Genomic DNA, 23,458 nt, shown 5'->3' on the forward strand with positions numbered 1-23,458 from the left:
GACATCGTTTGCGCAACTATTGTTCCGGCTGATTTCCTGGTTTCGGCCGAATTGAGTAAGTTGAGTATTCCTCGCCTCGTGCCTACCTTAGTCCCCCGCCGGCGGACCCTCGCCGCGACTGTTCGGCCCCGCGGCCGGCCGCCGCGGCGCCCACGGTACCGCCCCTGCCACCTAGCTGCCCCGCATGTACAAACTGCAGTTTAAGCCGTTTGATAAGACCCCGAAGTACAAGCAAATCGTGCAGTCGGTGATTACCGACATTGAGCGCGGTGTGCTCAAGCGCGAAGACCAGCTGCCCTCCATCAGCGAGCTGAGCGCCGAATACTACCTGGCCCGCGACACCGTGGAAAAGGCCTACCGGGAGCTGCGGGCCCGCGGCTTCATCATCTCGGTGCAGGGCAAGGGCTACTACGTGCAGGCTACCGACGCGAGCAAGCTCAAGATTCTGCTCGTATTCAATAAATTAAGCTCCTACAAAAAAATAATTTACTACTCCTTCCTGAACGCCCTCGGCGACCGGGCCACGGTGGATTTACAAATTCACCACCACAGCGCCAGCCTGTTTCAGGATATCATGGAGAAAAGCCTCGGCAAATACAATTATTACGTCATCATGCCGCACTTCACCCAGGATCTGGACAAGGCGGATTTCAAAGCCATTCTGAATAATATTCCGGCCGGTGAGCTGGTGCTGCTCGATAAGGATCTGCCCGACCTGAAACACCCCACGCTGGCCGTGTTTCAGGACTTTGACAAGGACATTTTCGGGGCGCTGGAGGGCGTGCAGGATCTGCTGGCCAAGTACCACAAGCTGGTACTGGTGCTGCCGAGCGTGGGCAACAACTACCCGGTGGAAATTGCCTGGGGCTTCCGCACCTTCTGCGCCAAGCACCAAAAGGAGTTTGCCATCAAGGAAAACGCCATGAACGAGGTGCTGGAGCCCGGCACGGCCTACGTGGTGGTGGAAACCACCGACCTGGCCGAGCTCATCAAGAAAGTGCGGCAGACGCCCTACCTGCTCGGCCGCGAAATCGGCATTCTGTCCTTCAACACCAGCACCCTCAAGGAGCTGCTGGGCATCACCGTCATTTCCACCGACTTCGAGGCCATGGGCCAGACGGCCGCGGAAATGCTGCTGCAGGGCCGGCGGGAAAAAATCAAGAACCCGTTCTACACCATCCGCCGCGGGTCGTTGTGACGGAGAGGAATGATGATTAACAGCGGTAGATTTATTCCCTGATGAAGGCGTGGCGTATTCCTTTCTTGGTAACTGCGGCGCTGACCGGGTGCGTGGCGCATACAAGCTATACGCCACTACCGCAGAGGCCAAACAGCCAGTCCGTGCCAGTTGATGGATGTGGACTGGTTATCCGGTGCTCGGTGCCACATTACGCACCGGATAAACTGGATCTGTTCGTCAAGCCCGATTCCAGCTGTCTGACTGGCAGCCTATCGGTTCTGGAAGCCTATCCGGCTTTGGTCTCGGGCGCCGATACGGTGCGACTGGCCGCCGCTGGCAACGCGCATCAATACCGCTATTCCCGCCGGCGCAACTCACAACAGTTGGTTGTGAACATCCGGTATCGGCTGAATATGCGGACAGCGACTTCTGAAAAGCGGATTGCCATACCGATGCAACAGCATACGTGGCGCAGCATTGCCGTGCATTAAGGGGGAACTGGCGCCGGTTTAGCGAAACGAAGTGAAGCGTAACCGGTGCCTACCATCGGGCAGGCTTTCAGCCTGCGTGGCACGCCTGCCGAATACCAGCCGCTATGGCTGCATACGTATTGTGCTTGCAGCTTGGGCGCCGGACGCAGGCTGAAAGCCTGCCCGATGGTAGGCACCGGTTACGCTCCTTCGTCGCTAAACCGGCGCCAGCTGAAAAGATTACAGGCAGGAGAGCCCAGAACAGTTTCGGGCGCGGTCAGGACTACTTTGCTACTTCTTAGCCATGTCCCACCCGACGGAGCGGTGACTACTCACTCAGCCCCCGCCCGCATACCCCGCTGCGCGACGATGATTGACCACCAACGCCTACACGATTTAAACCAGAGCAAGCAGGCCGAGCACCAGCTGCGCCTGGGCTACCTCTCGGACCTGCTCAGCCGCCGCGGCCTCGACGCGCAGGACGTGATTCAGCAGCTGGTGCAGTTTCAGGTGGCCATTCCGAGCTGGGCGCTGGGCACGGGCGGCACCCGCTTCGGCCGCTTTCCGCTGGGCGGCGAGCCGCGCAACCTGGAAGAGAAAATCCAGGACATCGGCCTGCTCAACCAGCTCAACGGCTCCTCGAACTCGATTTCGCTGCACATTCCCTGGGACATCCCAAAGGACGTGGCCGCCATTCAGCAGCGGCTGCAGGAGCAAAAGCTGGTCATCGACTCGGTCAACTCCAACACCTTCCAGGACCAGAAGGAGCAGGCATACTCGTACAAGTTCGGCTCCCTGTGCCACACCGAGCAGGGCGTGCGCGAGCAGGCCATCCAGCACAACATCGAGTGCGTGCGCTACGGCGAGCAGCTGGGCGCCAAAACGCACACCGTGTGGCTGGCCGACGGCTCGAACTTCCCCGGGCAGCAGCACTTCCGCCGCGCTTACCAACGCACGCAGGAGTCGTTGGCGGCCATCTACGAGGCGCTGCCGTCGGACTGGACCATGCTCATCGAGTACAAGCCCTACGAGCCGAATTTCTACTCGATGATTATCCCCGACTGGGGCACCTCCTACTCGCTGTGCCAGCAGTTGGGTAAGCAGGCGCAGGTGCTCGTCGATTTGGGCCACCATTTGCCCAACACCAACATTGAGCAGATTGTGGGCCGCCTGCTGCACTTCGGACGCCTCGGCGGCTTCCACTTCAACGGCTCCATGTACGGCGACGACGACCTGACGACCGGCAGCATGAAGCCCTTCCAGCTGTTCCTCATCTTCAACGAGCTGGTGGACGGGGCCCAGGACAGCGCGGTCAGCAACCCCGCCGTGGCCTACATGATTGACGCCAGCCACAACACCAAGGACCCGCTGGAAGATTTGCTGCAATCCGTCGACAACATCCTCGGCGCCTACGCCAAGGCCCTGCTGGTGGACCGCGCCCAGCTCGGCGAGTACCAGCAGCACAACGACGTAGTGCGGGCCGAGGAGCTGCTGCGCGACGCCTTCCTGACCGACGTGCGGCCCCTGGTGCAGGCCGCTTACCGGCAGGCCGGAGGCGCTATTGACCCGATTTCGGCTTACCGCACGGCCGGGGTACGGGAGCAACTGATTCAGCAACGCGGCAAGCTTAGCCTCTCGACCGGCCTGTAAAAGCCAACTCGTATGAAAAAGACCATCTACGCCGTCTTCGACGTGGGCAAGACCAACAAGAAGGTCATCCTCTTCGACGAAGACCGGCAGATCATCGAGGAAAAGCAGCACGTGTGCGTGGATACCGTCGACGACGACGGCTTTCCGTGCGAGAGCCTGGCCCGGCTGACGCAGTGGGTGCAGGACCACTGGCACGCCCTGCAGAACAACCCACGCTACTCCGTGAAGGGCGTAAACTTCACCTCCTACGGGGCCAGCTTCGTGCATTTGGGCGCCAATGGCCAGCCGGTGCTGCCCCTCTATAACTACCTCAAGCCCCTGCCGGAGCAGTGGCTGGAGCGGTTTTATCAGGAGCTGGATGAGTCGAAGGAAGAGTTTGCGGCGGCTACCTGCTCGCCGCAGCTGGGTATGCTCAACTCGGGCCTGCAGCTGTACTGGCTCAAGCACGCCAAGCCCCAGCAGTTTTCACGCATCCGCACCTCCCTGCACCTGCCGCAGTACCTCTCCTACCTCATTACCGGCGAGGCCTTCAGCGACTACACCTCCGTGGGCTGCCACACCGGCCTCTGGGACTACACCAAGGGCCAGTACCACGACTGGGTGTACCGCGAGGGCATCGACGACAAGCTGGCTCCGCTGACGCAAGACTCGGTGGCCGGCGTGGTCGACGGGGTGCTGGTGGGCGTGGGGTTGCACGACTCCTCTGCCGCCGTGCTGCCCTACTTGCTGGAGTGCCAGGAGCCCTTCCTGCTCGTCTCGACGGGTACCTGGGCGGTGGTGCTGAACCCCTTCAACGACCAGCCGCTCACGCCCGAGCTGCTGCGCCGGGACTGCCTGAGCTTCCTCTCGCCCAAGGGCCGCATGACCAAGGCCGCCCGTAGCTTCTTCGGCCGGGAGCACGACTACCAGGTGCAGCGCATTGCCAACCACTTCCAGGTCAAGCCCGATTTCTACCACAGCTTCGTGCTGGCCCGCCCCTACGACCCCAACGCCACGCCCTTCCACCCCTGGTGCATGGCCGGCACCGGACCGTTCCCCGACGAGCCCGTGACCGAGTGGGATTTGTCGGGCTTCAAGACGGCCGGCGAGGCCTACCACCAGCTCATCCACGGGCTGATGGACATCCTCACCGAGTCCATCAAGCTGGTGTACCAGGACGAGCGAATTATCTACGTCGACGGCGGTTTCGCCCGCAACCCGCTGTTTATGCAGGTGCTGGGCTGGAACTTCCCGAAGGCCGACATCCGCACCCTGGAAGTACCGCAGGCCACCGCCCTGGGCGCCCTCACCCACCTGGAGCAGGGCGAAGCCTGGACCAAAACGCAGCTGTTGTTTACGTAGCGCCTCACCCCCTAGCCTCCTCTCCAAAGGAGAGGGGGGACTAGCTTCTTAGAACTAGTCAGGACGAGACTTACAAGTGCTGAATGAAGCCACGCTTCATTTCTAATCCTAAATACTAGAGCTAGTTCCCCCTCTCTTTTGGAGAGGGGGCTAGGGGGTGAGGTTCCATGAAAGTAGGCCTGTTTATTCCGTGCTACATCGACCAGTTTTACCCGCAGGTGGGCATTGCGACCTACCAACTGCTGGAAAAGCTGGGCGTGAAGGCCGATTTCCCGCGGCAGCAGACCTGCTGCGGCCAGCCGATGGCCAACACCGGCTGTGAGCAGGACGCCAAGCCGGTGTACCGCCACTTTGTCGATACGTTCAGTAAGTACGACTATGTGGTGGCCCCCTCGGGCAGCTGCGTGTACCACGTGCGCAAGCATTACGACGTGGTGGAGCAGACCGGCGCCGTGCAGCACGTGCGCCAGTCGACCTACGACCTGTTTGACTTCATCACCACGGTGCTGGGCGTGACGGAGCTGCCGGGCCGCTTTCCGCACCAGGTCGGGCTGCATTTGAGCTGCCACGGGCAGCGCGGGCTGCACCAGGCCAACGAGTCGGAGATGACGCCGGTGCGCGAGGGGCAGCTCAGCCGCCTGCTGCGCAGCATCGACGGACTGACCTTGACCGAGCTAAACCGCAACGACGAGTGCTGCGGCTTCGGCGGCACCTTCTGCATCACGGAGGAGGCGGTATCGGCGCGCATGGGCCAGGACCGGGTGCAGGACCACCTGCTGAACGGCACCCAGGTGCTGACCGGCGGGGATATGTCCTGCCTGATGCACCTGGAGGGCATCGTGCGCCGCCGGCAGCTGCCGATGCGCGTCATGCACGCGGCCGAAATCTTCAACGCGGCGCTGGACGGCGTAGCGCGGACTTCAGTCCGCGTCGGTCTGAACGATGCTAACGGAACGACGGAAGAGCGGCCGATTAAAGTCACTATCTGACGGACGCGGGCTGAAGCCCGCGCTACTTGCATGAGTCACCCCCAACGAGCGGCTGCCTTTATCAGCGACGCGGAGCGCACCACCTGGCACGACGAGACGCTCTGGTTTGTGCGCCAGAAGCGCGACAAGGCCGTGTACGGCATCCCGGAGTTCCAGCAGCTGCGGCAGTTGGCCTCCGATATCAAGGCCCACACCCTGAGCCGGCTCGACGAGTACCTGGAGCAGTTTGAGCGCAACGCCCAGGCCAACGGCGTGACCGTGCACTGGGCCGCCGACGCCGCGGAGCACAACCGCATCGTGCTGGAGCTGATCCGTAAGGCCGGCGCCACCAGCCTCGTCAAGAGCAAGTCCATGCTCACCGAGGAGTGCCACCTGAATCCGTACCTCGTCAAAAACGGCATTGCGGTGGTGGATACCGACCTGGGCGAAAGAATCGTGCAGCTGCGCGAGGAGGCGCCGAGCCACCTGGTGCTGCCCGCCATTCACCTCAAGAAGGAGGACGTGGGCGAGACGTTTCACCTGCACCTGGGCACGCCCAAGGGCGAAAAAGACCCGCAGCAGCTCACCGAAGCGGCCCGGCAGCACTTGCGCGAGAAGTTTCTGATCGGCGAGGTGGCCATTACGGGCGTCAATTTCGCGGTGGCCGAAACCGGGGCCGTGGTGGTGTGCACCAACGAGGGCAACGCCGATTTGGGCGTGAACCTGGCCCGGGTGCACATTGCCTGTATGGGCATGGAAAAGCTCATTCCGCGCACCGCCGACCTGGGCGTATTTACCCGCCTGCTGGCCCGCAGCGCTACCGGGCAGCCCGTCACCACTTACACCTCGCACTTCGCCCGGCCGGCCGAGGGGCGCGAGATGCACATCGTCATCGTCGACAACGGGCGCACCCGGCAGCTGGGCCGCCCCGACTTCCGTAATTCGCTGAAGTGCATCCGCTGCGGGGCCTGCATGAACACCTGCCCGGTGTACCGGCGCAGCGGCGGCCACAGCTACGACTTCACCGTGCCCGGCCCCATCGGCGCCATCCTCTCGCCCAACATCGACCTGCACAAGCACAGCTCCCTGCCCTTCGCCAGCACGCTCTGCGGCTCCTGCACCGATGTGTGCCCGGTCAAAATCGACATCCACGCCCAGCTCTACAAGTGGCGGCAGCTCATCGGCGAGCAGGGCGAATTACCGGCCACGAAGAAGCTGGGCATGAAGCTGCTGAGCAGCGTGCTGGCCCGGCCCGGCATCTACCGCCTCGGCGGCAAAGTGGCCCGCGAAGGCCTGCGCTTCCTCCCCCACGGCCTCACCCACGCCCAGGCCCTGAACCCCTGGGCCAAAGCCCGCGAGCTGCCCGCCGCGCCCAAACAAAGCTTCCGCGACTGGTACGCGGCACAGGTGAAATAACCGTAACTGGCACCGGTTACGCCGTCTTCGACGGCTAAACCGGTGCCCAACATAAGGCAGGCTTTCAGCCTGCGTGAGCCGAAGCGCAACCTGCCCGGTAAATCGTTCGGATGCCTAACGCAGGCTGAAAGCCTGCTTTATGGCAGGCACCGGTTACACTCGCTTCGCTCGTTAAACCGGCGCCAGCCATCAACACACTATGCCCAGTTCCCGCGAATCCATTCTGGCGGCCGTGCGCCGCAACCGGCCCGAAGCTACTCCCCTGCCCCCGGTGGCCGATTTCGACGGCGCCGCCACGGTGGAGCAGTTCACCCACTGGCTGCACTTTATCGGCGGGCAGGTCATTCACATCGACCCGGCCCAGCCGCTCGAAGAAGTCGTGCGCCAGCTCTACCCCGAGGCTCTGCGCGTGGCCTCCGACCTGCTGCCCGCCACCGTGCCCGTCGACCGGCACACGCCCACCGCGGTGCTGGAAGCGGTGGATGTAGCCGTGCTGCGCGGCGAAATCGGGGTGGCCGAAAACGGGGCCGTATGGGTGCCCGAGGCCAACATGTTGCACCGCGCCCTGCCCATGATCAGCCAGCACCTGGCCCTGGTGCTCGACCACCAGAGTATTGTGGCTACCATGCACCAAGCCTACGCCGCCGTGCAGCACACCGGCAGTTACGGCGTGTTCATCGCCGGCCCCTCCAAGACGGCCGATATCGAACAATCCCTGGTTATCGGGGCGCACGGGGCGCGCAGCCTCGTGGTGCTGCTGCGGTAGCTCTTTCGTCCGTCATCCTGAGCCCAAGCGAAGGACCTTCCTCGAACCTCGCACTGCCGCTGCCTACGAAGTGTCGACGCTACTTCGCTGAAACGATAAAAGCGCAGCCACCAGCACTATGGCATTGGTGGCTGCGCTTGTCAGGTGGTGCAGGGCGCGAGGAAGGTCCTTCGCTTGGGCTCAGGATGACGTTCTTAATTACCAGTTGCTACCTACGCGTTGGCCAGGGCGCGGTCGAGGTGCACGTAGCCGCCGTCGACGTGGATGATCTGGCCGGTGGTGTGCGAGCTGCGGGCCGAGAGCAAAAAGGCCACCGCGTTGGCAATTTCCTCGGGCGAGGTCATGCGGTTTTCCAGCGGAATCTTGCTGGTGATTTCGCGCAGCTTCTCCTCGGGGTTGGGCAGGGTCTGAATCCAGGTTTCGTAGGCCGGGGTCCAGCTTTCGGCCACCACCACGGCGTTGACGCGGATCTGGTATTTGAGCAGCTCCACGGCCCACTCGCGCGTCAGGGCGTTGCGGCCCCCGTTGGCGGCGGCGTAGGCGGAGGTGTTGCCCTGCCCGGTTTCGGCCGTCTTCGAGGTGATGTTGACGATGCTGCCCTTGGCCTTTTTCAGCTCCGGCAGGGCGTGGTGGGCCAGCAGGTAATAATGCACCACGTTGCGGTGCAAGGAGGCCATAAAGCCTTCGTACGAGCCATTTTCCAGCCCCACCCCGTCGTTGACGCCGGCGTTGTTCACCAGCCCGTCGATGCGGCCATACTGCTCGATGATTTGCTGCACGGCGCGGGCGCAGGCCGCCGGGTCGGATAGCTCGGCGGCTACCTGCCCGGCGCGGCCGCCGGCGGCTTCCACGACCCGCACGGCCTGCTGGTTGTCGGCTTCGTTGCGGCCGATGATGACGGGCACGGCGCCCTCGGCGGCCAGCACCCGCACGATTCCCTCGCCGATGCCCTTGGCCCCGCCGCTGACGATGATGACTTTGTCCTGAAGCTCCAGATTCATGATGGGTGGGTTGTCAGTGAACTAAGTGAGTGGGTTGCCCAACTGCCCGGTGTAGCGCGGGCTTTAGCCCGCGTTTGTCCGGACGGTTGTCGTGGCCCGACGGCCGCAAGGAGAATTATAAAATACTATCCGAAGAACGCGGGCTAAAGCCCGCGCTACAGCCGGTAGAACTGGGCGGCGTTGTCGCCCCAGAAGCGGCGCTGCTCGTCGGCGGAGAAGCCCTGCAGGTACTGCTGCACCAGCTCCACCACCTGCCCGTACTGGCCGGCTACCAGGCACACGGGCCAGTCGGAGCCGAACATGACGCGCTGCGGGCCGAAGGCTTCGAACACCACGTCGAGGTAGGGGCGGAAGTCGGCGGGCTGCCAGCTTTGCCAGTCGGCTTCGGTTATCATGCCCGAGGCTTTGCACCACACGTTGGCGTGGGCGGCCAGCTGCTGCACGTCCTTCTTCCAGCCCTCGATGTCGCTGCGCTTGATGTATGGCTTGGCCAGGTGGTCGAGCACGAAGGGCTGGTTTGGATGTGCGGCGGCCAGCGCGGCGGCGTAGCCCAGCTGGTCGGGGAAGATGAGCACGTCGTAGGTGAAGCCGTGGGCGCTCAGCGCCCGGATGCCGCGCTGAAACTCCGGCCGCAGCATCAGGGCGCGGTCGGCTTCGCCCTGCAGCACGTGGCGGAAGCCTTTCAGCTTCGGGAACTGGGTATAGTGCGCCAGCCGCTCGGTCACGTCGTCGGCCCGCAGATCCACCCAGCCCACCACGCCGCGGATGAAGTCGTGGGCGGCGGCGTTGCGCAGCTGAAACTCGTTTTCGGCCTCCGACTGGTCCGACTGCACCACCACGCAGCCGTCGAGGCCGTGCTGCTGCAAGAGCGGCTGCAGGTGCTGGGGCAAAAAGTCGCGCCGGATAACCTGCATGTCGTCGGTTATCCAAGCGTCGCGCTCGGGCTGATAAAGCCAGAAGTGCTGGTGGGCGTCAATTCTGGCCATAGGCTTTCACCGTTTGGCGGGAGGTGCCCAGCCCGTCGATGCCCAATTCAACCACGTCGCCGGGCTGCAGGTACACGGGCGGCGTCATGCCCAGGCCCACGCCCGCCGGGGTGCCGGTGGAAATCACGTCGCCGGGCAGCAGGGTCATAAACTGCGAGATGTAGCTGATCAGGTGCGGAATGCGGAAGATGAACTCGGCGGTGGTGCCGTCCTGCATCTGCTGGCCGTTCACCGTCAGCCACAGGCGCAGGTTGTCGATGTCGCCCACTTCGTCGGGGGTGGCCAGCCAGGGGCCGATGGGCGCGAAGGTGTCGCAGCCCTTGCCCTTGTCCCAGGTGCCGCCGCGCTCAATCTGGAATTCGCGCTCCGACACGTCGTTGTGCAGGGCGTAGCCGGCCACGTAGCTGAGCGCGTCGGCCTCCGCCACGTACGAGGCCTTCCGGCCAATAACCACGGCCAGCTCCACTTCCCAGTCGGTTTTCACCGAGCCGCGGGGAATCACCACGTCGTCGAACGGGCCGACCAGCGCGGTGGTGGCTTTCATAAACAGCACCGGCTCGGCGGGCGGCGTGGCGCCGGTTTCGCGGGCGTGGTCGGCGTAGTTCAGGCCCACGCACACGATTTTGGAGGGCCGGGCCACCGGGGAGCCGAGCCGGACGTCGTCGGCCACCACGGGCAGGTGGCCGGGCTCCACGTTCCGGAGCAGCTCGGCCAGCTGCTCAAGGCCGCCGTGGGCGAAGAATTTCTCGTCGAAGTCGACGAAGTGGGCTGACACGTCGTAGCGGGTGCCGTCGATGATGACGCCGGGTTTTTCCTGGTCGGGCTGGCCGAAGCGGATGAGTTTCATGGAGTTTTAGTGCTTGGTGCGTAGTGCTTAGTGCCTGGTTCGTTCAATTAATTGAACGCAAGACTGCCAATAAGCCGAGGGCATGTGCCCGGGACAAAGAACTACCCTAAGCACCACGCACCAGGTACTAAGCACTAAAAAATCAATTATTCAGCGTGATGAAGCCGCCGTCGAGCGGGTAGTCGCAGCCGGTGACGAAGCCGGCTTCGTCGGAGCAGAGGTACAGGGCCAGGGCGGCCACTTCCTCGGGCTTGGCCATCCGGCCAATCGGCTGGCTTTTCGACAGTTTCTCGAACATTTCCGCCTCGCGGCCGGCGTAGTTTTTGGCAATGAAGCCGTCGACGAAAGGCGTGTGCACCCGGGCCGGTGAGACGCTGTTGCAGCGGATGCCGTGGCCAATGTAGTCCCGGGCTACCGACAAGGTCATGGCGAAGATGGCGCCCTTGCTCATCGAGTACGCCAGGCGGTCCGACAGGCCCACGTGAGAGGCAATGCTGGCCAGGTTCAGGATGGCGCCCCCACCCTGCTGCTTCATGAGGGGCACGGCGGCGTGCAGGCAGTTGTAGGCGCCCTTCACGTTCACCTGGTACACGCGGTCGAGGTCGGCCTCGGTGGTGGTTTCCACGTTGCCGATGTGAGCAATACCGGCATTATTGACCAGGATATCCACCCGGCCGATGGCCTCGAACACGGCCAGTACCGGCGCCTGCTGGCTTACGTCGGCGGCGTGGATGTGGGCCGCGCCGCCGGCCGCCCGGATTTCGTCGGCGGTGCTTTGGCCGGCTTCGGTGCTCAGCTCCAGGATGTGCACGGTGGCGCCCTGGCGGGCAAACAGCAGGCTGATGGCCCGGCCGATGCCCGAGCCGCCGCCGGTAATGACGGCCGTCTTGCCGCTTAGGTTGAACATGGGTGGTGGGGTTGGAGCAGTGCCCCGGCAAATCGGGGCGTTACTGGGTGTAAGCTACAAGTAACGGCGGCGGGGCGCGCTGCCGGGCAGATGGCAGGAAGACGGAGCGGGCAGATCATGCGGCGCGCAGGAGAGCGGAACGTAGCTGGCCGGGGCCCGCGGCGCGGCAGGTGACGCTGCCGCACCGGCGCCGGGCGGGCCGTGGGCGCCCGGCCAGCTTAACTCTCCCGCTGGCAAATTGGGCGGCGGCTGGCCCGGCACCGTCCCGCACCCTCCTGCTCTGGGCCTCCCGTCGGGCTCATTCTCCGGGCCCGGGAGCAGGCAAAGCGCGCCGGCCGGGCTAGCGGCGGCGCCACTGGTCGGTGCGGAAGGGCGAGGCGGGCAGGCCGGCGGCGTTGTAGAGGTTGGGGAAGGGCGTGGGCTTCCAGGCGAAGCGCACGGCCACGGGCTGCTGCACCTCGGGGCTCCATACCACCAGCTCCCGGCCTTCGATGCGGGCCTGGGCGGGGCGGAACACGCTGTCGGGGCCGGCCACGGTGAATTCGCGCAGCGGGCCGCCCTGGGCGACGAGGCCGCCGTCGGCGTGGCGGAAGCGCAGGCGCAGCTGGCCGTTTTCGGGCCGCATGCTTTCGTAGACGGGGCCGGAAGTGGGGCGCTTTTTCTCGCCGTACTCCTGGGCCAGGGCCCACTGGGCGAGGCGGTGGCCCACCACCTGCTTATTGCGCGGGTGAATGTCGAGGGAGTCGCCCGCGTCGGTAATGACGGCCATACCGGTGCGCGGCACGGTTTGCATGGTAAGCAGCTGGGCTTCGCGCAGCTCGGGGCGGGCCGAGCGGTGCGGGGCAATCTGCACGAAGTAGAACGGCAGCTCGGGCTGGCCCCACTCCTGCCGCCAGCTTTGGATGAGGGCCGGAAACAGGCGGCGGTACTCGTAGCCGCGCTCGGCGTTGGATTCGCCCTGGTACCAGATGACGCCGCGCAGGGTGTAGGGCGCCAGCGGGTGAATCATGGCGTTGTAGTTCTTGTAGGGCGACTTGTTGCTCGTGGGCCCGACGGGCTCCTTGGGAGCCGCCCGGCGCAGCTGCGGATTGGCGGCTTTGTCGGCCTTGTACTGCTGCTGGGCGGCTTTGTAGGCGGCCACGTCCTGGGGGTAAGTTTCGAGGCCGCGCTGGTAGCGCTCCACGATCGGGCGCAGGGCGGGGTCGGCTTCCAGCACCTCGCGGCGCGTCCAGGCCTCGGCCGGGGTGCCGCCCCAGGTGGAGTTGATCAGCCCGATGGGCACGTGGGTGCGCTCGTACACTTCCTGGGCGAAAAAATAGGCCACGGCCGAAAACTCGCCCACCGTTTCGGGGCTGCACACGGCCCAGTGGCCGCCGGGCACGTCGCGCTGGGGCTCGTCGGCCGTCTGCGTGGTCACGGTGAACATGCGGATCTGCGGGTAGTTGGCCCGGGGCTTCACCTCCGCCTCGTTGACGACGCCGGAGTAAGAACCGCTGTTCGGCCGCCGGCTGATGGGAAACACCATGTTCGACTGCCCGCCGCAGAGCCAGACTTCGCCCAGCAGCACGTTCCGCAGCGTCAGCCGGTTTCGGCCCTGAAACGTGAGCGTGTAGGGCCCGCCGGCTTTGGCGGTAGGCAACTGCACTTGCCAGCGGCCCTGCGCGTCGGTGGTGGCCCGCACGGGCTTGCGGGCCCAGCCCGCCGTCACCGTCACCTGCTCCCCCGGCTCGGCCCAGCCCCAGAGGGCCACGCGGGTTTTCTGCTGCAGCACCAGGTTGTCGGCAAAGAGGCGGGGCAGGCTGATATCGGCGCGGGCGGGCAGGGCGAGCAGCAGAGCGGCGGCGGAAAGCAGGCGAAAAAGGCGCATGGAGCAGCAGAGCTAGGGCTAGCTCCCCTCCTCAGATGAGGAGGGGTTGGGGGTGGTTGAAAGATTAGAGCTAAAAACCAAAGGCTAGATGATGTTCTGACGGCAGGTCAACCACCTCTACCCCCCCGCCGCTTGATGCGCGGACTCATCTGAGGAGGGGAACCAGCCCATAGCTCTAATTCCAGCTCAGCTGACTTTGAACACGAAGCTGGACGCGGTCAGGTAGCGGCCGCCCTGGGAAGCACAGAACAGGTACTCGGGCTTGCCGTTTTTCAGCAGCAGCTGCGGGCGCTCCAGGCGGCCGTAGCGCCTGAGGTGTTTGGGCGCGGGCGGCTCCTGGATGCCGTACTCGCGGATGGGCAGAAAGGCCACTTTGGGGTAGCTCCACTGCTTACCGTCCTTCGACTCCAGGTAGAGGCCGACTTCGTGGTTGTACACGCCCATGTCGCGGGCCAGCAGGTGGAAGCGGCCGTGCTGCTGCCACACGAAGGCGTCCTCAAACTGCTTGTTCTGCTGGTTGTCGCCGAGACGCGAGAAGTCGATGACGGGGTTGCCGGCGTACTTCACGTAGGGGCCTTCCAGCCGCTCGGCCACGGCCAGGCCGTACTTGCGGTTGCCGCGCACCACGGGGTCCTTGCTGGTCTGGTACTCCTGGGTGTTCCACGATTTGTAGTACAGCCAGTACTGCCCGCTGGGGTGCTTCACGAAGGCTGGGTTGGTGGTGCAGTGGTCGTCCCAGGCGCCTTCGGGGCCGGGTAGCAGCAGGGGCTGCTCGGGGCGGGTCCAGGGGCCTTCGAGCCGGTCGGCCAGGGCCAGGCCGATGCGCTTGGTGTCGGTTTTGCCATTCGAGGTGCCCATAAAGAACAGCGCGTACCGGCCGTCGACGAGCTGAATGTGCGGGTTGTGGCAGGTGGTAGCGTCCCAGTAGCCGGGGCCGCGGGGGGTCAGCACGGTTTCCTGGTACTCGTAGGGGCCTTCGGGGCGGTCGGCCACGGCCCGGCAGATTTCGCAGCCGTTGAGCCAGCCGCCCATACCCTTGCTCTTGGGCCAGCGCGAGAAGAACAGGTGCACGCGTCCGTCGGGCCCGTAGATGGGGCTGTTGCACCACACGTAGTAGTCCTCCAGCTCCAGCTGCCGCCCCAGGGGCCGCAGGTGCTTGCTGAACCGGGCCAGGCTGTCTTTGGGCAGCAGCAGGGAGGGTTTTTCGTCCCGGACGAAGCCGGCCCAGGCCCGCGCAAACGGTGCCAGGGCCAGGCCGGCGAGGAAAGTGCGGCGGTTCATGGAATCAATGAGTCTGATAGCACCCATGTCTGTCATCCTGAGCAACGCGAAGGACCTTCCTCCCACTCCGCACCGCCGTTAAGTCCAGGCGCGGGCGTTCTGATGGAGGGCGGCGGTGCTGTTGCCGTTCAGTTCGATTAGCGTCTGCACGTTGGCATCAGCGGCGGTGCGGGGTTCGAGGAAGGTCCTTCGGCTGCGCCTCAGGATGACGTTCTTTTTCGATGACGTTCTTTTTTGCTCGATTACCGGCCCTACTGCACCTTCTCCACCCGGGTGCTGGTGGGCGTCAGGGTCACCGGGCCGAGCAGGCCGGAGGGACGCGGCTCCCACTTGGCGGCGGTGAACAGGCCCTTTTCGTCGCGGTTTTCCTTGAGCTTGGCGGCTACGTTCACGTTGTAGAACCGCTTCCACTCCACCCCGCGCTTATCCATATCAATGATGCGGTTGGCCATGCCGTTGCTGACCTGCACGGTGAGCGTGTTCGAGGCTTTGAGCTGCTCCCGGGGAATGAACACCTGGTAGCTCGGCCCGATGAGCGTGCCCAGGTCCTGCCCGTTGAGCTGCACCCGGGCACTTTCGCCCACCCGGCCCAGATCGAGCAGCCAGCCATCGGCCGCGCCGCCGGGTGCGGCGAAGGTGGTGGTGTAGCGGGCCGTGCCGGAAAACTTGCGCGCCGCCTCGCCGAATGTGGTCCACGAAGCCAGCTCCCGGGTGTCGACTTTGGCCGGCAGTTCCGGCCCGCCCGTCAGAAACTGCACGCTCCAGCTGCCCTGGAGCGGCTGCGGGGCGCCGGCCGGGCGCTGGTAGGCGTAGGCTGGCCCGCTGATGGCCGCTTCGTTGGTTTCGAGGATGCAGGCCTCACCGGGGGCCAGCTGCAGGTACACCTCGGGCTGGCCGGCGGCGCCCGGGCGGGTGGCGGCCAGGCCCAGCTTTTCGGTCATGGGGTTGTACTGGGCCACCGATTTAGCGGCCGTGCGCAGCGGCACCCAGCCCATCAGCGGCTTGTCACCCCAGTTCGTCACGAAGTAGTAATGCCCCTTGGCGTGGCGCCGCCGCACAAACTCCAGGCCCTGATCCACCAGCGTCTCGCGCTGCACGCCGGCGGCCGTGAGCAGCCCGTCCACGTCGGCCCCGACGAGCACGCGCCCCTTCCCTACCGCCGCCTGCTGCCCGCCGCCGGGTCCGGCGCTGAGCTTGAGCTGGCCGATGAGCTTTTTAAAGGCCGCGCGGCGCGTATCGAGGGCGCCGAGGCCGGGCACGTCCTGGGGCAGCTGGCCCTGGAAGACGACGGTGGCCCCGCCCTTGGCCAGCTTCAGGAGCTGCTGCAGCGTGGGCAGGGGCATGAGGCGGGCAGCAGGCACCAGCACGGTCTGGTAGCTGGTGCCGGCGCTGGTTTGCAGGCCCCGGCCGGCGTTTTTCACGCCCAGCAGCTGCAGGTCACTGATGAAGTCGAAGCCGTAGCCGCGCTTGAGCAACGTCTCGCCCGTTTCGCCCACCGGCAGGCCCTTGAAGCCGTGCGTGATGCCGTCGTAGTGCTGCAGCAGGAGCTTGGCGCGGTCGGGCTCGGCGGTGGCGGGCAGCTTGGCCCGCTGGGCGTAGGAGTCGTAGATGGGCAGGTACAGCAGCACGTCGTGGGCGGGCTGGCCGGCCTGCAAAAAGCTCTGGCAGCGGGCGGCGTAGCGGTTCAGCTGCCCGAAATCGGGCCAGAAGGAGTTGTTGGGGTTGAAATGCACGGCGGCGTAAAACAGCCAGCCGGGCCAGGCGGCGCGCTGGGGCGAGTAGTTGGTGCCGTGGTAGAAGACGTGGTTGACCCCGCCGAGCAGCATGCGGTCGACGGCCTTTTTCACGTCGCCGAGGGAAGACAGGAAATGGTCGTTTTCCCAGGTGGCGGTTTCGGCCGAAGTCAGCGGCTTGCCCGTGACGTGGGCGGCCGAAGAGGCGAATTTCAGGCGCAGCAAATCCTCTCCTTCCGTCTCGGGAATGTCGGTGGCCGCGTAGAGGTCGAGGATGTTGGCCGGGGAGCCGTGGGCCTGGTTGCGGATGAGCGCGTCGTGCTTCTGGGCCCAGGCGTGCCAGGTGCGGGTGTAGTTTTCCAGCAGCAACTCCGAAATGGTTTCGCGGTAGTCGCTGAGCACGCGCTGATTCTCGTCGTCGGCGGCTTTGCCCAGCAGGGCCGGCAGGTGCTGGCGCAGGTCGTAGCCGCGGCGCCGCTGAAACTCCTGGAAGAGCTGCGGCGTCCAGTTGCCCTCGCCCTGGGCGTCGTCCACCTCGTAGGAGTCGTTGAAAAACGCCCGCAGCGGCTTGATGTCGCGCCCCTTAAAGGCCTCGTCGAAGTAGCGCAGGTAGTTGTCGGTGGCCCCGCGGGAGAAGTGGTCGATAACGTCGCCCTCCCCGCCGGGGCCGGCGCGCTCCACCTGCTTGCCGTGCCAGCCCTGGAAGATGGCGTAGAGCGTCCAGCCCGCGCCGGCCGGGGCCGTCCAGCTCAGCTTGCCATCGGGGCCCACCTTGCCGGTGAGGTCCAGCGTCTGGCCCTGGTCGGAATAGGCCATCAACGTCTGCAGCGGCAAGGGCACCTCGAAGCGCACCTGGTCGAAGGCGTGCAGCTGCAGGTCGGGGTTGCGGGCCACCGGCTGTTGCATCGTTTTCACGTCCATGGGCAGGCCCACGGCCCGCATCATCGGCTTCTGGGTGTAGCCGACGGGCTCGGTCAGCACTTCGCCGCCCTTCACGGCGTACGTGCGGTAGGCGAGGTACTTGCAGGCGTCTTCCGGCTTCACCCAGGGCCCGCCGAAGGGCCAGCCGGAAGCCTGCGCCATATCCACGCCCAAACCCAGGCGGCCGGCCTCGGTGAAGGTGTGGGTGAGCATGTCCAGCCACTGGGGCGAGAGGAAGTTGATAAATTCCTTTTCCGCCCCTTTCACCCCGTAAATCGTGGTGATTTCGACGCCGCCCAGCCCGGCCTGCTGGTACTCGGTGAGCAGGCGCGAGAGGTCCTGGCGGTTGACGGCGCTGCCTTGCCACCACCAGCGCGTCCAGGGCTTGTGCTGCTGGGTAATATCGGGCCACTTCGGTGCCTGGGCCTGGGCGGGCGCCTGGGCCAGGGCCGCCAGGAGTAACGGAAGGAGTCGTTTCATGTGGGAAGGCGGATAGGGCGGAAAGCTCCCCTCCTTGTTGAACCGAAGGTCGGTGTAGCCAAGGAGGGGATGCGGCAGCTTTAGCTGACGCCGGGGTGGCTGCGGCGGCCGCGCCGTTTGGGTTGTCTAGGGAGTTTTTTGACTACTGAGGGCACAGTGGATGCGCGGAGTCTTTCTGCTGCCGTCGTTCAATGTCAGCAACGCCGGTCAACCACCCCAGCGGCGAGTAAACTCGCCGCGTCCCCTCCTCATCTGAGGAGGGGAATTTCAGTTCTTGGCCGTCGTGGTGGCTTTTACCGGGGCGGCGTCCTGCAGCTTGTAGAGCTCGGTGCCAGCCAGTAGGAAGCAGCCCAGACCGTAGTCCTCGAAGTCGGGCTTGCTGGTGTAGCTGACGGGCTGCCCGTCCTTGGGCTCCTTGCCGGTGCCCTGCACGTAGCCCAGAAAGCCGTCCTTGTGCACGCACTCCTTGGCCATGGCGTTCCAGGCTTTGGCAATGATGGGGCGGTACTTCTGCGCGTCGAGCAGGCCGTGGTTGAGGCCCCAGGCCATACCGTACACGAACAAGGCGGTGCCGGTCAGCTCCTTGCCGCCGTAGTTGGTGGGGTCGTGCAGGCTCACGTTCCAGTAGCCGTCCTGCCGCTGCAGCGGCGGCAGGGCCTGCATCATGCGCAAATACATCTGCTCGTATTCCTCGCGGTGCGGGGCGCCGGGGGGCATGATTTCGAGGGTACGCACCATAGCCGCCACCACCCAGCCGTTGCCGCGGCTCCAGTAGCAGTCCTCGCCGTTGGGCTCCTTATAGGGCGGCACGAAGTCCTTGTCGCGCCACCACAGGCCGTCCTGGGGGTTATAGAGGCCGTTGCCGCCGTGCCGGGTCTTGGCGTAGTTGTAGAGGCGGTACATCTTGCCGTAGTAGGCCGTGTCCTGGGTCATGGCCCCCAGCCGGGCGTACACCGGCATGGCCATCTGCAGCGCGTCAATCCACCACCAGTCGTCCACCTGCGGGCTCTGCACCATCCTATCGATGCTGGCCTTGATGTCGCGCAGGCGCTCGGGCTGGGGGTCAATTTGGTAGAGGGCCAGGTAGGTCTGGCCGGCGCACTGGTTGTCGGCGTTGCGGGTTTCCACGCCGCGGTTCAGGCCCCACTGGTGCTTCTGGCCCCAGTCCACGGCGTAGTCGTAGTAGCGCGGCTGCTTATCGACGCTGTACAGCGCCAGCAGGCCTTCGTAGTACACGGCGCGCGTCCAGATGTGGCTGGGCCGGGTTTTGTTGGTGACGATTTCCTTACCCGTATCCGGCCACTTGCGCATGAAGTAGTCGTTGGCGCGGGTCATGGTTTTGAGCAGGGCCTTTTTCTTGGGCAGCTCCTGGGCCGTCAGCGGCAGCGTGAGCAGCGCGGCCAGGCCAGCAGTGAGAATGGGTCTGAGCATATGGGCGGGAATCGTGAGGTTCGGGTTGGGCAGTTGAGTAGGATGCGCGCTAGCCTATCAGGTCGTCATGTCGAGCTTGTCGAGACATCTCGCGTGCTGATGCCCGCAAACATTATCAGGTCAAGTAACGCGAGTCATTGGGGTCCGGCAAGAATGCGCTGAGCGAGAAGGTTACTTGTGGAAGTCAGCACGCGAGATGTCTCGACAAGCTCGACATGACGGGCTATCAGGCTTTGCACGACGTTCTTTTTCGGCGGCCTCAGGAAGCCGGCTTGGCAATTTCCACGGCGTACACCTGGCTTTCCCCATCGAAGTTGGCGCGGAAAATCAGCCACTTGCCGTCGGGGGAGTAGTGCACGTTGGGCTCCAGGTGGTAGTTGTGCCGGGCCAGGTTCACCAGCTTTTCGGCTTTGAACCGGTCGCCCTCGGGCCGGAACAGGTAAATCCACTGCCCGTTGGGCGAGTGGGCCACCGAGGTGGGGTAGCCCCCGTCGCCGGCGAAGGTCTTGGCATCGGGGGCCGAGGTGTAGTGCACCGACCACTCGTCGCGCGTCAGCTCGTACTTGCGCTCCTTGCCCGATTTCAGGTCGGTGCCCGTCACGAAGAAGGTGGCCCCGCGCGGCAGCTGGTGGTCAAACCAGATGGTACGGCCGTCGGCGGCAAACCACTCGTGGCCGGCAATTTCGCGCTCCATCGTGCGCTTGTGCACCAGCTGCACCTTTTTGGTTTTGGTATCGATGGTCCAGATGCGGTCCACCAGCTCCCAGGGCCCCTCGTGGCAGAACATGAGCAGGCGCGCATCGGTCGGCGAAAACTGCACGTGGTTCAGCCAGGCCGTGTCGGTGAAGAGCTTGGTGAGCTGCCCGCCCTCGGCGGCGACGGTAAACAGGGTGCGCGGCAGCCTGGCCTCGTAGATGCGGCGGAAGTAGTCCTTTTTCTCCGGGTACTGCCGCGAAATTTCCTTTTCCGCGTCGCTGCTCCAGGCCCCGCCCAGCTGGGTTTCGTCGGCGTTCAGCGTGGTGATATTGGCCCGAAAATCGGCCGGAAACACGAACACCAGCCGCGTGCGGCGCGAGTCCACGTGGGTGGCGTACACCGAGTCGCCGGTCTGGTAAAACACCTCCCGCCGCTTCGGAGCCACGATTTCGCCGCCCACCTTCTGGAAGTAGCGCGTGAGCGGCTGCACCTGCCGGGTCTGCAGGTTCAGCATGCGCAGCTGCTTGCCCCGGGCATCGGAGTGGTAGTACACCATCCAGTCGCCGTCCTGGCCCTTCACGAAGGGCCGGTTGTGGAAGTAGAAGCTCTGGTTCGAGCCGTCCAGGGGCGAGAGGCGGCGCACGCGGTGGCCGGTATCCGCGTCGAGCCACTCATCGGCGGGCATGGGCGACTGGCTGCCGGTGGCCAGCTTCGTCTGGGCCTGGGCGGCGCCGGGGCCGAGCAGCAGGCCGCCCAGCAGAGCGGGCAGCAGCCTTCGGATGCGGGGGTTGGGGTTCATGGCGGGTGGGATTAGGGAGGCGGAAAGGGCGGTGTGGTTGGCGGCAGGTCAGGGGGCGGCGGCCGATGCGGGCGGCAGGTAGCGGGCCAGCTCGCGCAGGGCCAGCACGCGGTAGCGGTGCCGGTGCAGGTAGCGCAGGTAGTCCTCGAACACGGCCGGCGGGGTACTCACCCAGTCGTGGGCCGTGTCGGGTACGCCGTGGAAGGTCAGCACCACCACGCGGCCGCCGGTGGCCTGGCGCAGGGCCTGGTACACGGCGGCTGTATCGGGGCCGGGCGTGAAGCTGGGCACCAGCAGCGGCTCGTCGGCGCTGGGGTCGTAGGCGCGGGCGTTGGGGCCCTTGCCGGTGCGGGCCAGGCGGTAGCCGCGCTGCCGCAGCACGGGCAGCGCGGCCGGGTGCGTGGCGTAGGCGGGGTAGGCGAAAGTGACGGGCCGCCGGATGCCGTACTGCCGGCAGCGGGCCTCGATGGAGTCCAGCTCGGCGGCCAGCTCCGCGGGCGTCATCCGGCTCACGTGCCGGTGCGTGAGCGTGTGGCTGCCAATTTCAAAGCCCTGCCGATCGAGCCCGCGCATCTGCGCCCAGCTCAGGTACTTCGACTTATCGGCGAAGGGCGGCTCCCGGAACTCGCACACGAAAAACGTGGCCCCGAAGCCGTACTGCTTCAGCCTCGGGGCCACGTAGGTGGCGTGGCTCACGGAGGCGTCGTCGAAGGTGAGGACCACCACCCGCTCGGGCACGGCGCGCCGCGGCCCGGGCGCCGGGGCCCCGGCGGTCAGCAGCCCCAGGAGCTGCCCGAGCAGAACGGTACGTAGTGCCACCATAAGCGCGTGCCGCGAAGTCAGACGGTTGCTCCAATAACGCGGGCGGCGCGACCCAAACCCTCCTGTACTGTTCCGGTTCTGGCCGCCGGTTCTGCCCTGCCTCTTCTCCGCCCGCACGCCCCGGCAGCCGCCCCGCCCACCGGCCCGGGGCACTTTGGCAGGTTTTTAGATAGCTTGGCCGCATGAAATATCCTCTGCTGCTGCTCAGCGCCGGCCTTTCGCTGGCCTTCTCCCCGGCCCAGGCCCAATCCTCGCCCCGCGCCCTCGACGCCCGCAACGGCTTCCTCGACGCCAAATTCGGTATGCCGGCCAGCGAGCTGGAAGGCGTGCGGCTGACGAGCACCGTGGGCGCCAAGCAGGTGTACGAGCGGGTGGGCAAGCTGCCCACGCTGGGCGGCAACAAGCTCAGCCGCGTGCACTACACGTTCTACAACAACCAGCTGTGCTCCATCATGCTGAACGTGGCCGGCAAGAGCAACAACGACGGCGTGCTGCGCACCCTGCAGCAGGCCTACGGCACCGGCACGGCCGAGGGCCGCACCCGCACCTGGGAAGGCCGCACCGTGAGCCTGGTGTTCGGCACGATGGGCCAGGACCAGGCCAACGGCGTGGTGTCGGTATCCAATAAAGCCCTGGTGAAGCAGATGCAGACGCGCGGCGCCGTGGGCCAGCCCCAGCGCAGCGTGCTCAGCTCCGAAGGTCAGTAACGGCCCCTTGCGCGGCCCCGTAAATCACCACAGCCCCGGTCTGCGCCTTGCAGGCCGGGGCTGTTTGCGTAAGCTCCTGTTGGCAGCACGTCATGCCGCGCCGCTTCTCCTCTCCCCCCGCTAATCCCGTGTTCATGAATCTTTCCCCCGCCACTCCTCCGGCCCCGGCCATGTCCGCGCTCAGTCAGTTTTCCCTCGACGGTAAAGTCATCGTCATTACCGGCGCCACCGGCGTGCTGGGTGAGGCCCTGTCGTTGGCCGTGGCCGAAGCCGGGGCCAAAGTGGCCATCCTCGGCCGCGACGCCGGGCGGGCCCGGGCCCGGGTGGCCGCCATCGAAGCCCTCGGTGGCGAGGCCCTGCCCCTGCTGGCCGACGTGCTCGACCAGGCGCAGGTGCAGGCCGCCTGCGACGAAATCATCCGCACCTGGGGTGCCATCGACGGGCTAGTGAACGGGGCGGGCGGCAACCTGCCCGGCGCCGTCGTCGGCCCCGACCAGGACTTGTTTGATTTCAACCTCGACCACACCCGGCAGGTGGTCGATTTGAACCTGTTCGGCACGGTCATCCCCACCAACATTTTCGGGCGCGTGATGGCCGAGCAGGGCAAGGGCAGCATCGTCAACATTTCGAGCCTGACGGCGCAGCGGCCCCTGACGCGGGTGCTGGGCTACACCATGGCCAAGAAAGCCGTGGAAGCCTACACCCAGTGGATGGCCGTGGAGCTGGGCCTGCGCTACGGCGGCGCCCTGCGCATGAACGCCATTGCCCCGGGCGTGTTCCTCACCGAGCAAAACCGCAGCCTGCTCGTGGACGCCGACGGCGCCCCCACGGCCCGGGCCCGGCAGTTTATTGCCGGCACGCCCTACCGGCGCTTCGGCCAGCCCGAGGAGCTGACCGGCACGCTTATCTACCTGCTCAGCGACGCCTCCCGCTTCGTCAGCGGCGAGACGATTCTGGTCGACGGCGGCTTCAACGCCTACAGCGGGGTGTAGGCGCTGTTCAGCCCCAACGGCAACCGGCTGCTCATTTCCGGCGAGGTTGGTCTGCCCATGCGGCATAAACGACGGGCCGCAACGGAAATAATTTCAGAGCACCAGCCAGAATTCTTTCCAAACGGCGGAAATAATTCTGGCTCACCATCCCAAATTATTTCCACTCAATGGTAATAATTCGGGTTCATTGGTCGGAA

At 65.3% G+C, this 23,458-nt stretch carries 19 protein-coding genes; 9 read left to right on the forward strand and 10 right to left on the reverse strand.

The annotated features are described in order from the left end of the window. The first annotated feature begins 184 nt into the window (after positions 1 to 184). From EJV47_RS16905 to EJV47_RS16935, 7 genes are all read left to right on the forward strand, one after another. Positions 185 to 1,198 (forward strand): GntR family transcriptional regulator, encoded by a 1,014-nt coding sequence (locus EJV47_RS16905; protein ID WP_126694355.1) that lies wholly within the window; start codon positions 185 to 187, stop codon positions 1,196 to 1,198. A 182-nt stretch (positions 1,199 to 1,380) separates the two neighbouring features. Further along, positions 1,381 to 1,671 (forward strand): hypothetical protein, encoded by a 291-nt coding sequence (locus tag EJV47_RS16910; RefSeq protein WP_126694356.1) that lies wholly within the window; start codon positions 1,381 to 1,383, stop codon positions 1,669 to 1,671. Between the two features lie 348 nt (positions 1,672 to 2,019). After that, on the forward strand, positions 2,020 to 3,300 hold the full coding sequence (locus tag EJV47_RS16915) for a sugar isomerase (RefSeq protein WP_126694357.1): 1,281 nt from the start codon (positions 2,020 to 2,022) through the stop codon (positions 3,298 to 3,300). Between the two features lie 12 nt (positions 3,301 to 3,312). Continuing rightward, positions 3,313 to 4,641 (forward strand): FGGY-family carbohydrate kinase, encoded by a 1,329-nt coding sequence (locus tag EJV47_RS16920; RefSeq protein ID WP_126694358.1) that lies wholly within the window; start codon positions 3,313 to 3,315, stop codon positions 4,639 to 4,641. A gap of 167 nt (positions 4,642 to 4,808) precedes the next feature. Then, positions 4,809 to 5,630: a (Fe-S)-binding protein gene (locus EJV47_RS16925; protein ID WP_126694359.1), complete on the forward strand. Its 822-nt coding sequence runs from the start codon at positions 4,809 to 4,811 to the stop codon at positions 5,628 to 5,630. Between the two features lie 30 nt (positions 5,631 to 5,660). Beyond that, positions 5,661 to 7,025 carry a lactate utilization protein B gene (locus EJV47_RS16930; protein WP_126694360.1) on the forward strand — a complete coding sequence of 455 codons (1,365 nt, stop codon included), beginning with the start codon at positions 5,661 to 5,663 and terminating at the stop codon, positions 7,023 to 7,025. 199 nt (positions 7,026 to 7,224) lie between these two features. Beyond that, the gene (locus EJV47_RS16935) at positions 7,225 to 7,791 is read left to right on the forward strand and encodes a LutC/YkgG family protein (protein ID WP_126694361.1); all 567 of its coding nucleotides are present in this window, start codon (positions 7,225 to 7,227) and stop codon (positions 7,789 to 7,791) included. Positions 7,792 to 8,003: 212 nt separating this feature from the next. Here the strand turns inward: EJV47_RS16935 and EJV47_RS16940 are convergent, their stop codons facing one another. From EJV47_RS16940 to EJV47_RS16985, 10 genes are all read right to left on the reverse strand, one after another. After that, positions 8,004 to 8,792 carry an L-fucose dehydrogenase gene (locus tag EJV47_RS16940; RefSeq protein WP_126694362.1) on the reverse strand — a complete coding sequence of 263 codons (789 nt, stop codon included), beginning with the start codon at positions 8,790 to 8,792 and terminating at the stop codon, positions 8,004 to 8,006. Between the two features lie 155 nt (positions 8,793 to 8,947). Beyond that, a complete protein-coding gene (locus EJV47_RS16945) occupies positions 8,948 to 9,778 on the reverse strand; it encodes an amidohydrolase family protein (protein WP_126694363.1) in 831 nt (276 codons plus the stop codon). Beyond that, the gene (locus tag EJV47_RS16950) at positions 9,765 to 10,625 is read right to left on the reverse strand and encodes a fumarylacetoacetate hydrolase family protein (RefSeq protein WP_126694364.1); all 861 of its coding nucleotides are present in this window, start codon (positions 10,623 to 10,625) and stop codon (positions 9,765 to 9,767) included. Before EJV47_RS16950 ends, EJV47_RS16945 begins: the two co-directional genes overlap by 14 nt. Before the next feature lie 142 nt (positions 10,626 to 10,767). Continuing rightward, complete coding sequence (locus EJV47_RS16955; protein ID WP_126694365.1) at positions 10,768 to 11,532, reverse strand: SDR family NAD(P)-dependent oxidoreductase; 765 nt, start codon at positions 11,530 to 11,532, stop codon at positions 10,768 to 10,770. Between the two features lie 340 nt (positions 11,533 to 11,872). Beyond that, entirely contained in the window at positions 11,873 to 13,399 is a 1,527-nt protein-coding gene (locus EJV47_RS16960; RefSeq protein ID WP_126694366.1) for a sialate O-acetylesterase, read from the reverse strand. Between the two features lie 186 nt (positions 13,400 to 13,585). Continuing rightward, the gene (locus EJV47_RS16965; RefSeq protein ID WP_126694367.1) at positions 13,586 to 14,680 is read right to left on the reverse strand and encodes a glycoside hydrolase family protein; all 1,095 of its coding nucleotides are present in this window, start codon (positions 14,678 to 14,680) and stop codon (positions 13,586 to 13,588) included. A 251-nt stretch (positions 14,681 to 14,931) separates the two neighbouring features. Continuing rightward, complete coding sequence (locus tag EJV47_RS16970; protein ID WP_126694368.1) at positions 14,932 to 17,814, reverse strand: glycosyl hydrolase; 2,883 nt, start codon at positions 17,812 to 17,814, stop codon at positions 14,932 to 14,934. Between the two features lie 267 nt (positions 17,815 to 18,081). Continuing rightward, positions 18,082 to 19,245 (reverse strand): glycoside hydrolase family 88/105 protein, encoded by a 1,164-nt coding sequence (locus tag EJV47_RS16975; RefSeq protein ID WP_126694369.1) that lies wholly within the window; start codon positions 19,243 to 19,245, stop codon positions 18,082 to 18,084. A gap of 259 nt (positions 19,246 to 19,504) precedes the next feature. Then, positions 19,505 to 20,740: an oligogalacturonate lyase family protein gene (locus EJV47_RS16980; protein WP_126694370.1), complete on the reverse strand. Its 1,236-nt coding sequence runs from the start codon at positions 20,738 to 20,740 to the stop codon at positions 19,505 to 19,507. Between the two features lie 48 nt (positions 20,741 to 20,788). Continuing rightward, positions 20,789 to 21,562 carry a polysaccharide deacetylase family protein gene (locus EJV47_RS16985; protein ID WP_126694371.1) on the reverse strand — a complete coding sequence of 258 codons (774 nt, stop codon included), beginning with the start codon at positions 21,560 to 21,562 and terminating at the stop codon, positions 20,789 to 20,791. A gap of 182 nt (positions 21,563 to 21,744) precedes the next feature. On the opposite strand from EJV47_RS16985, the gene EJV47_RS16990 reads away from it, so the two are divergent. Both EJV47_RS16990 and EJV47_RS16995 read left to right on the forward strand, forming a co-directional pair. Then, positions 21,745 to 22,269 (forward strand): hypothetical protein, encoded by a 525-nt coding sequence (locus EJV47_RS16990; RefSeq protein ID WP_126694372.1) that lies wholly within the window; start codon positions 21,745 to 21,747, stop codon positions 22,267 to 22,269. 134 nt (positions 22,270 to 22,403) lie between these two features. Beyond that, positions 22,404 to 23,261 carry an SDR family oxidoreductase gene (locus EJV47_RS16995; protein WP_243651199.1) on the forward strand — a complete coding sequence of 286 codons (858 nt, stop codon included), beginning with the start codon at positions 22,404 to 22,406 and terminating at the stop codon, positions 23,259 to 23,261. Positions 23,262 to 23,458 lie beyond the last annotated feature (197 nt).

Origin of the sequence: Hymenobacter gummosus, from assembly GCF_003970915.1 — a bacterium.
Taxonomy (GTDB): Bacteria; Bacteroidota; Bacteroidia; order Cytophagales; family Hymenobacteraceae; genus Solirubrum; species Solirubrum gummosum.

Excerpts from the sequence above, each read along its gene's own strand:
- EJV47_RS16905 (WP_126694355.1), top strand. The coding sequence starts at position 185 with ATGTACAAACTGCAGTTTAAGCCGTTTGATAAGACCCCGAAGTACAAG.
- EJV47_RS16915 (WP_126694357.1), top strand. The coding sequence starts at position 2,020 with ATGATTGACCACCAACGCCTACACGATTTAAACCAGAGCAAGCAGGCC.
- EJV47_RS16920 (WP_126694358.1), top strand. The coding sequence starts at position 3,313 with ATGAAAAAGACCATCTACGCCGTCTTCGACGTGGGCAAGACCAACAAG.
- EJV47_RS16925 (WP_126694359.1), top strand. The coding sequence starts at position 4,809 with ATGAAAGTAGGCCTGTTTATTCCGTGCTACATCGACCAGTTTTACCCG.
- EJV47_RS16930 (WP_126694360.1), top strand. The coding sequence starts at position 5,661 with ATGAGTCACCCCCAACGAGCGGCTGCCTTTATCAGCGACGCGGAGCGC.
- EJV47_RS16935 (WP_126694361.1), top strand. The coding sequence starts at position 7,225 with ATGCCCAGTTCCCGCGAATCCATTCTGGCGGCCGTGCGCCGCAACCGG.
- EJV47_RS16940 (WP_126694362.1), bottom strand. The coding sequence starts at position 8,792 with ATGAATCTGGAGCTTCAGGACAAAGTCATCATCGTCAGCGGCGGGGCC.
- EJV47_RS16945 (WP_126694363.1), bottom strand. The coding sequence starts at position 9,778 with ATGGCCAGAATTGACGCCCACCAGCACTTCTGGCTTTATCAGCCCGAG.
- EJV47_RS16950 (WP_126694364.1), bottom strand. The coding sequence starts at position 10,625 with ATGAAACTCATCCGCTTCGGCCAGCCCGACCAGGAAAAACCCGGCGTC.
- EJV47_RS16955 (WP_126694365.1), bottom strand. The coding sequence starts at position 11,532 with ATGTTCAACCTAAGCGGCAAGACGGCCGTCATTACCGGCGGCGGCTCG.
- EJV47_RS16960 (WP_126694366.1), bottom strand. The coding sequence starts at position 13,399 with ATGCGCCTTTTTCGCCTGCTTTCCGCCGCCGCTCTGCTGCTCGCCCTG.
- EJV47_RS16965 (WP_126694367.1), bottom strand. The coding sequence starts at position 14,680 with ATGAACCGCCGCACTTTCCTCGCCGGCCTGGCCCTGGCACCGTTTGCG.
- EJV47_RS16970 (WP_126694368.1), bottom strand. The coding sequence starts at position 17,814 with ATGAAACGACTCCTTCCGTTACTCCTGGCGGCCCTGGCCCAGGCGCCC.
- EJV47_RS16975 (WP_126694369.1), bottom strand. The coding sequence starts at position 19,245 with ATGCTCAGACCCATTCTCACTGCTGGCCTGGCCGCGCTGCTCACGCTG.
- EJV47_RS16980 (WP_126694370.1), bottom strand. The coding sequence starts at position 20,740 with ATGAACCCCAACCCCCGCATCCGAAGGCTGCTGCCCGCTCTGCTGGGC.
- EJV47_RS16985 (WP_126694371.1), bottom strand. The coding sequence starts at position 21,562 with ATGGTGGCACTACGTACCGTTCTGCTCGGGCAGCTCCTGGGGCTGCTG.
- EJV47_RS16990 (WP_126694372.1), top strand. The coding sequence starts at position 21,745 with ATGAAATATCCTCTGCTGCTGCTCAGCGCCGGCCTTTCGCTGGCCTTC.
- EJV47_RS16995 (WP_243651199.1), top strand. The coding sequence starts at position 22,404 with ATGAATCTTTCCCCCGCCACTCCTCCGGCCCCGGCCATGTCCGCGCTC.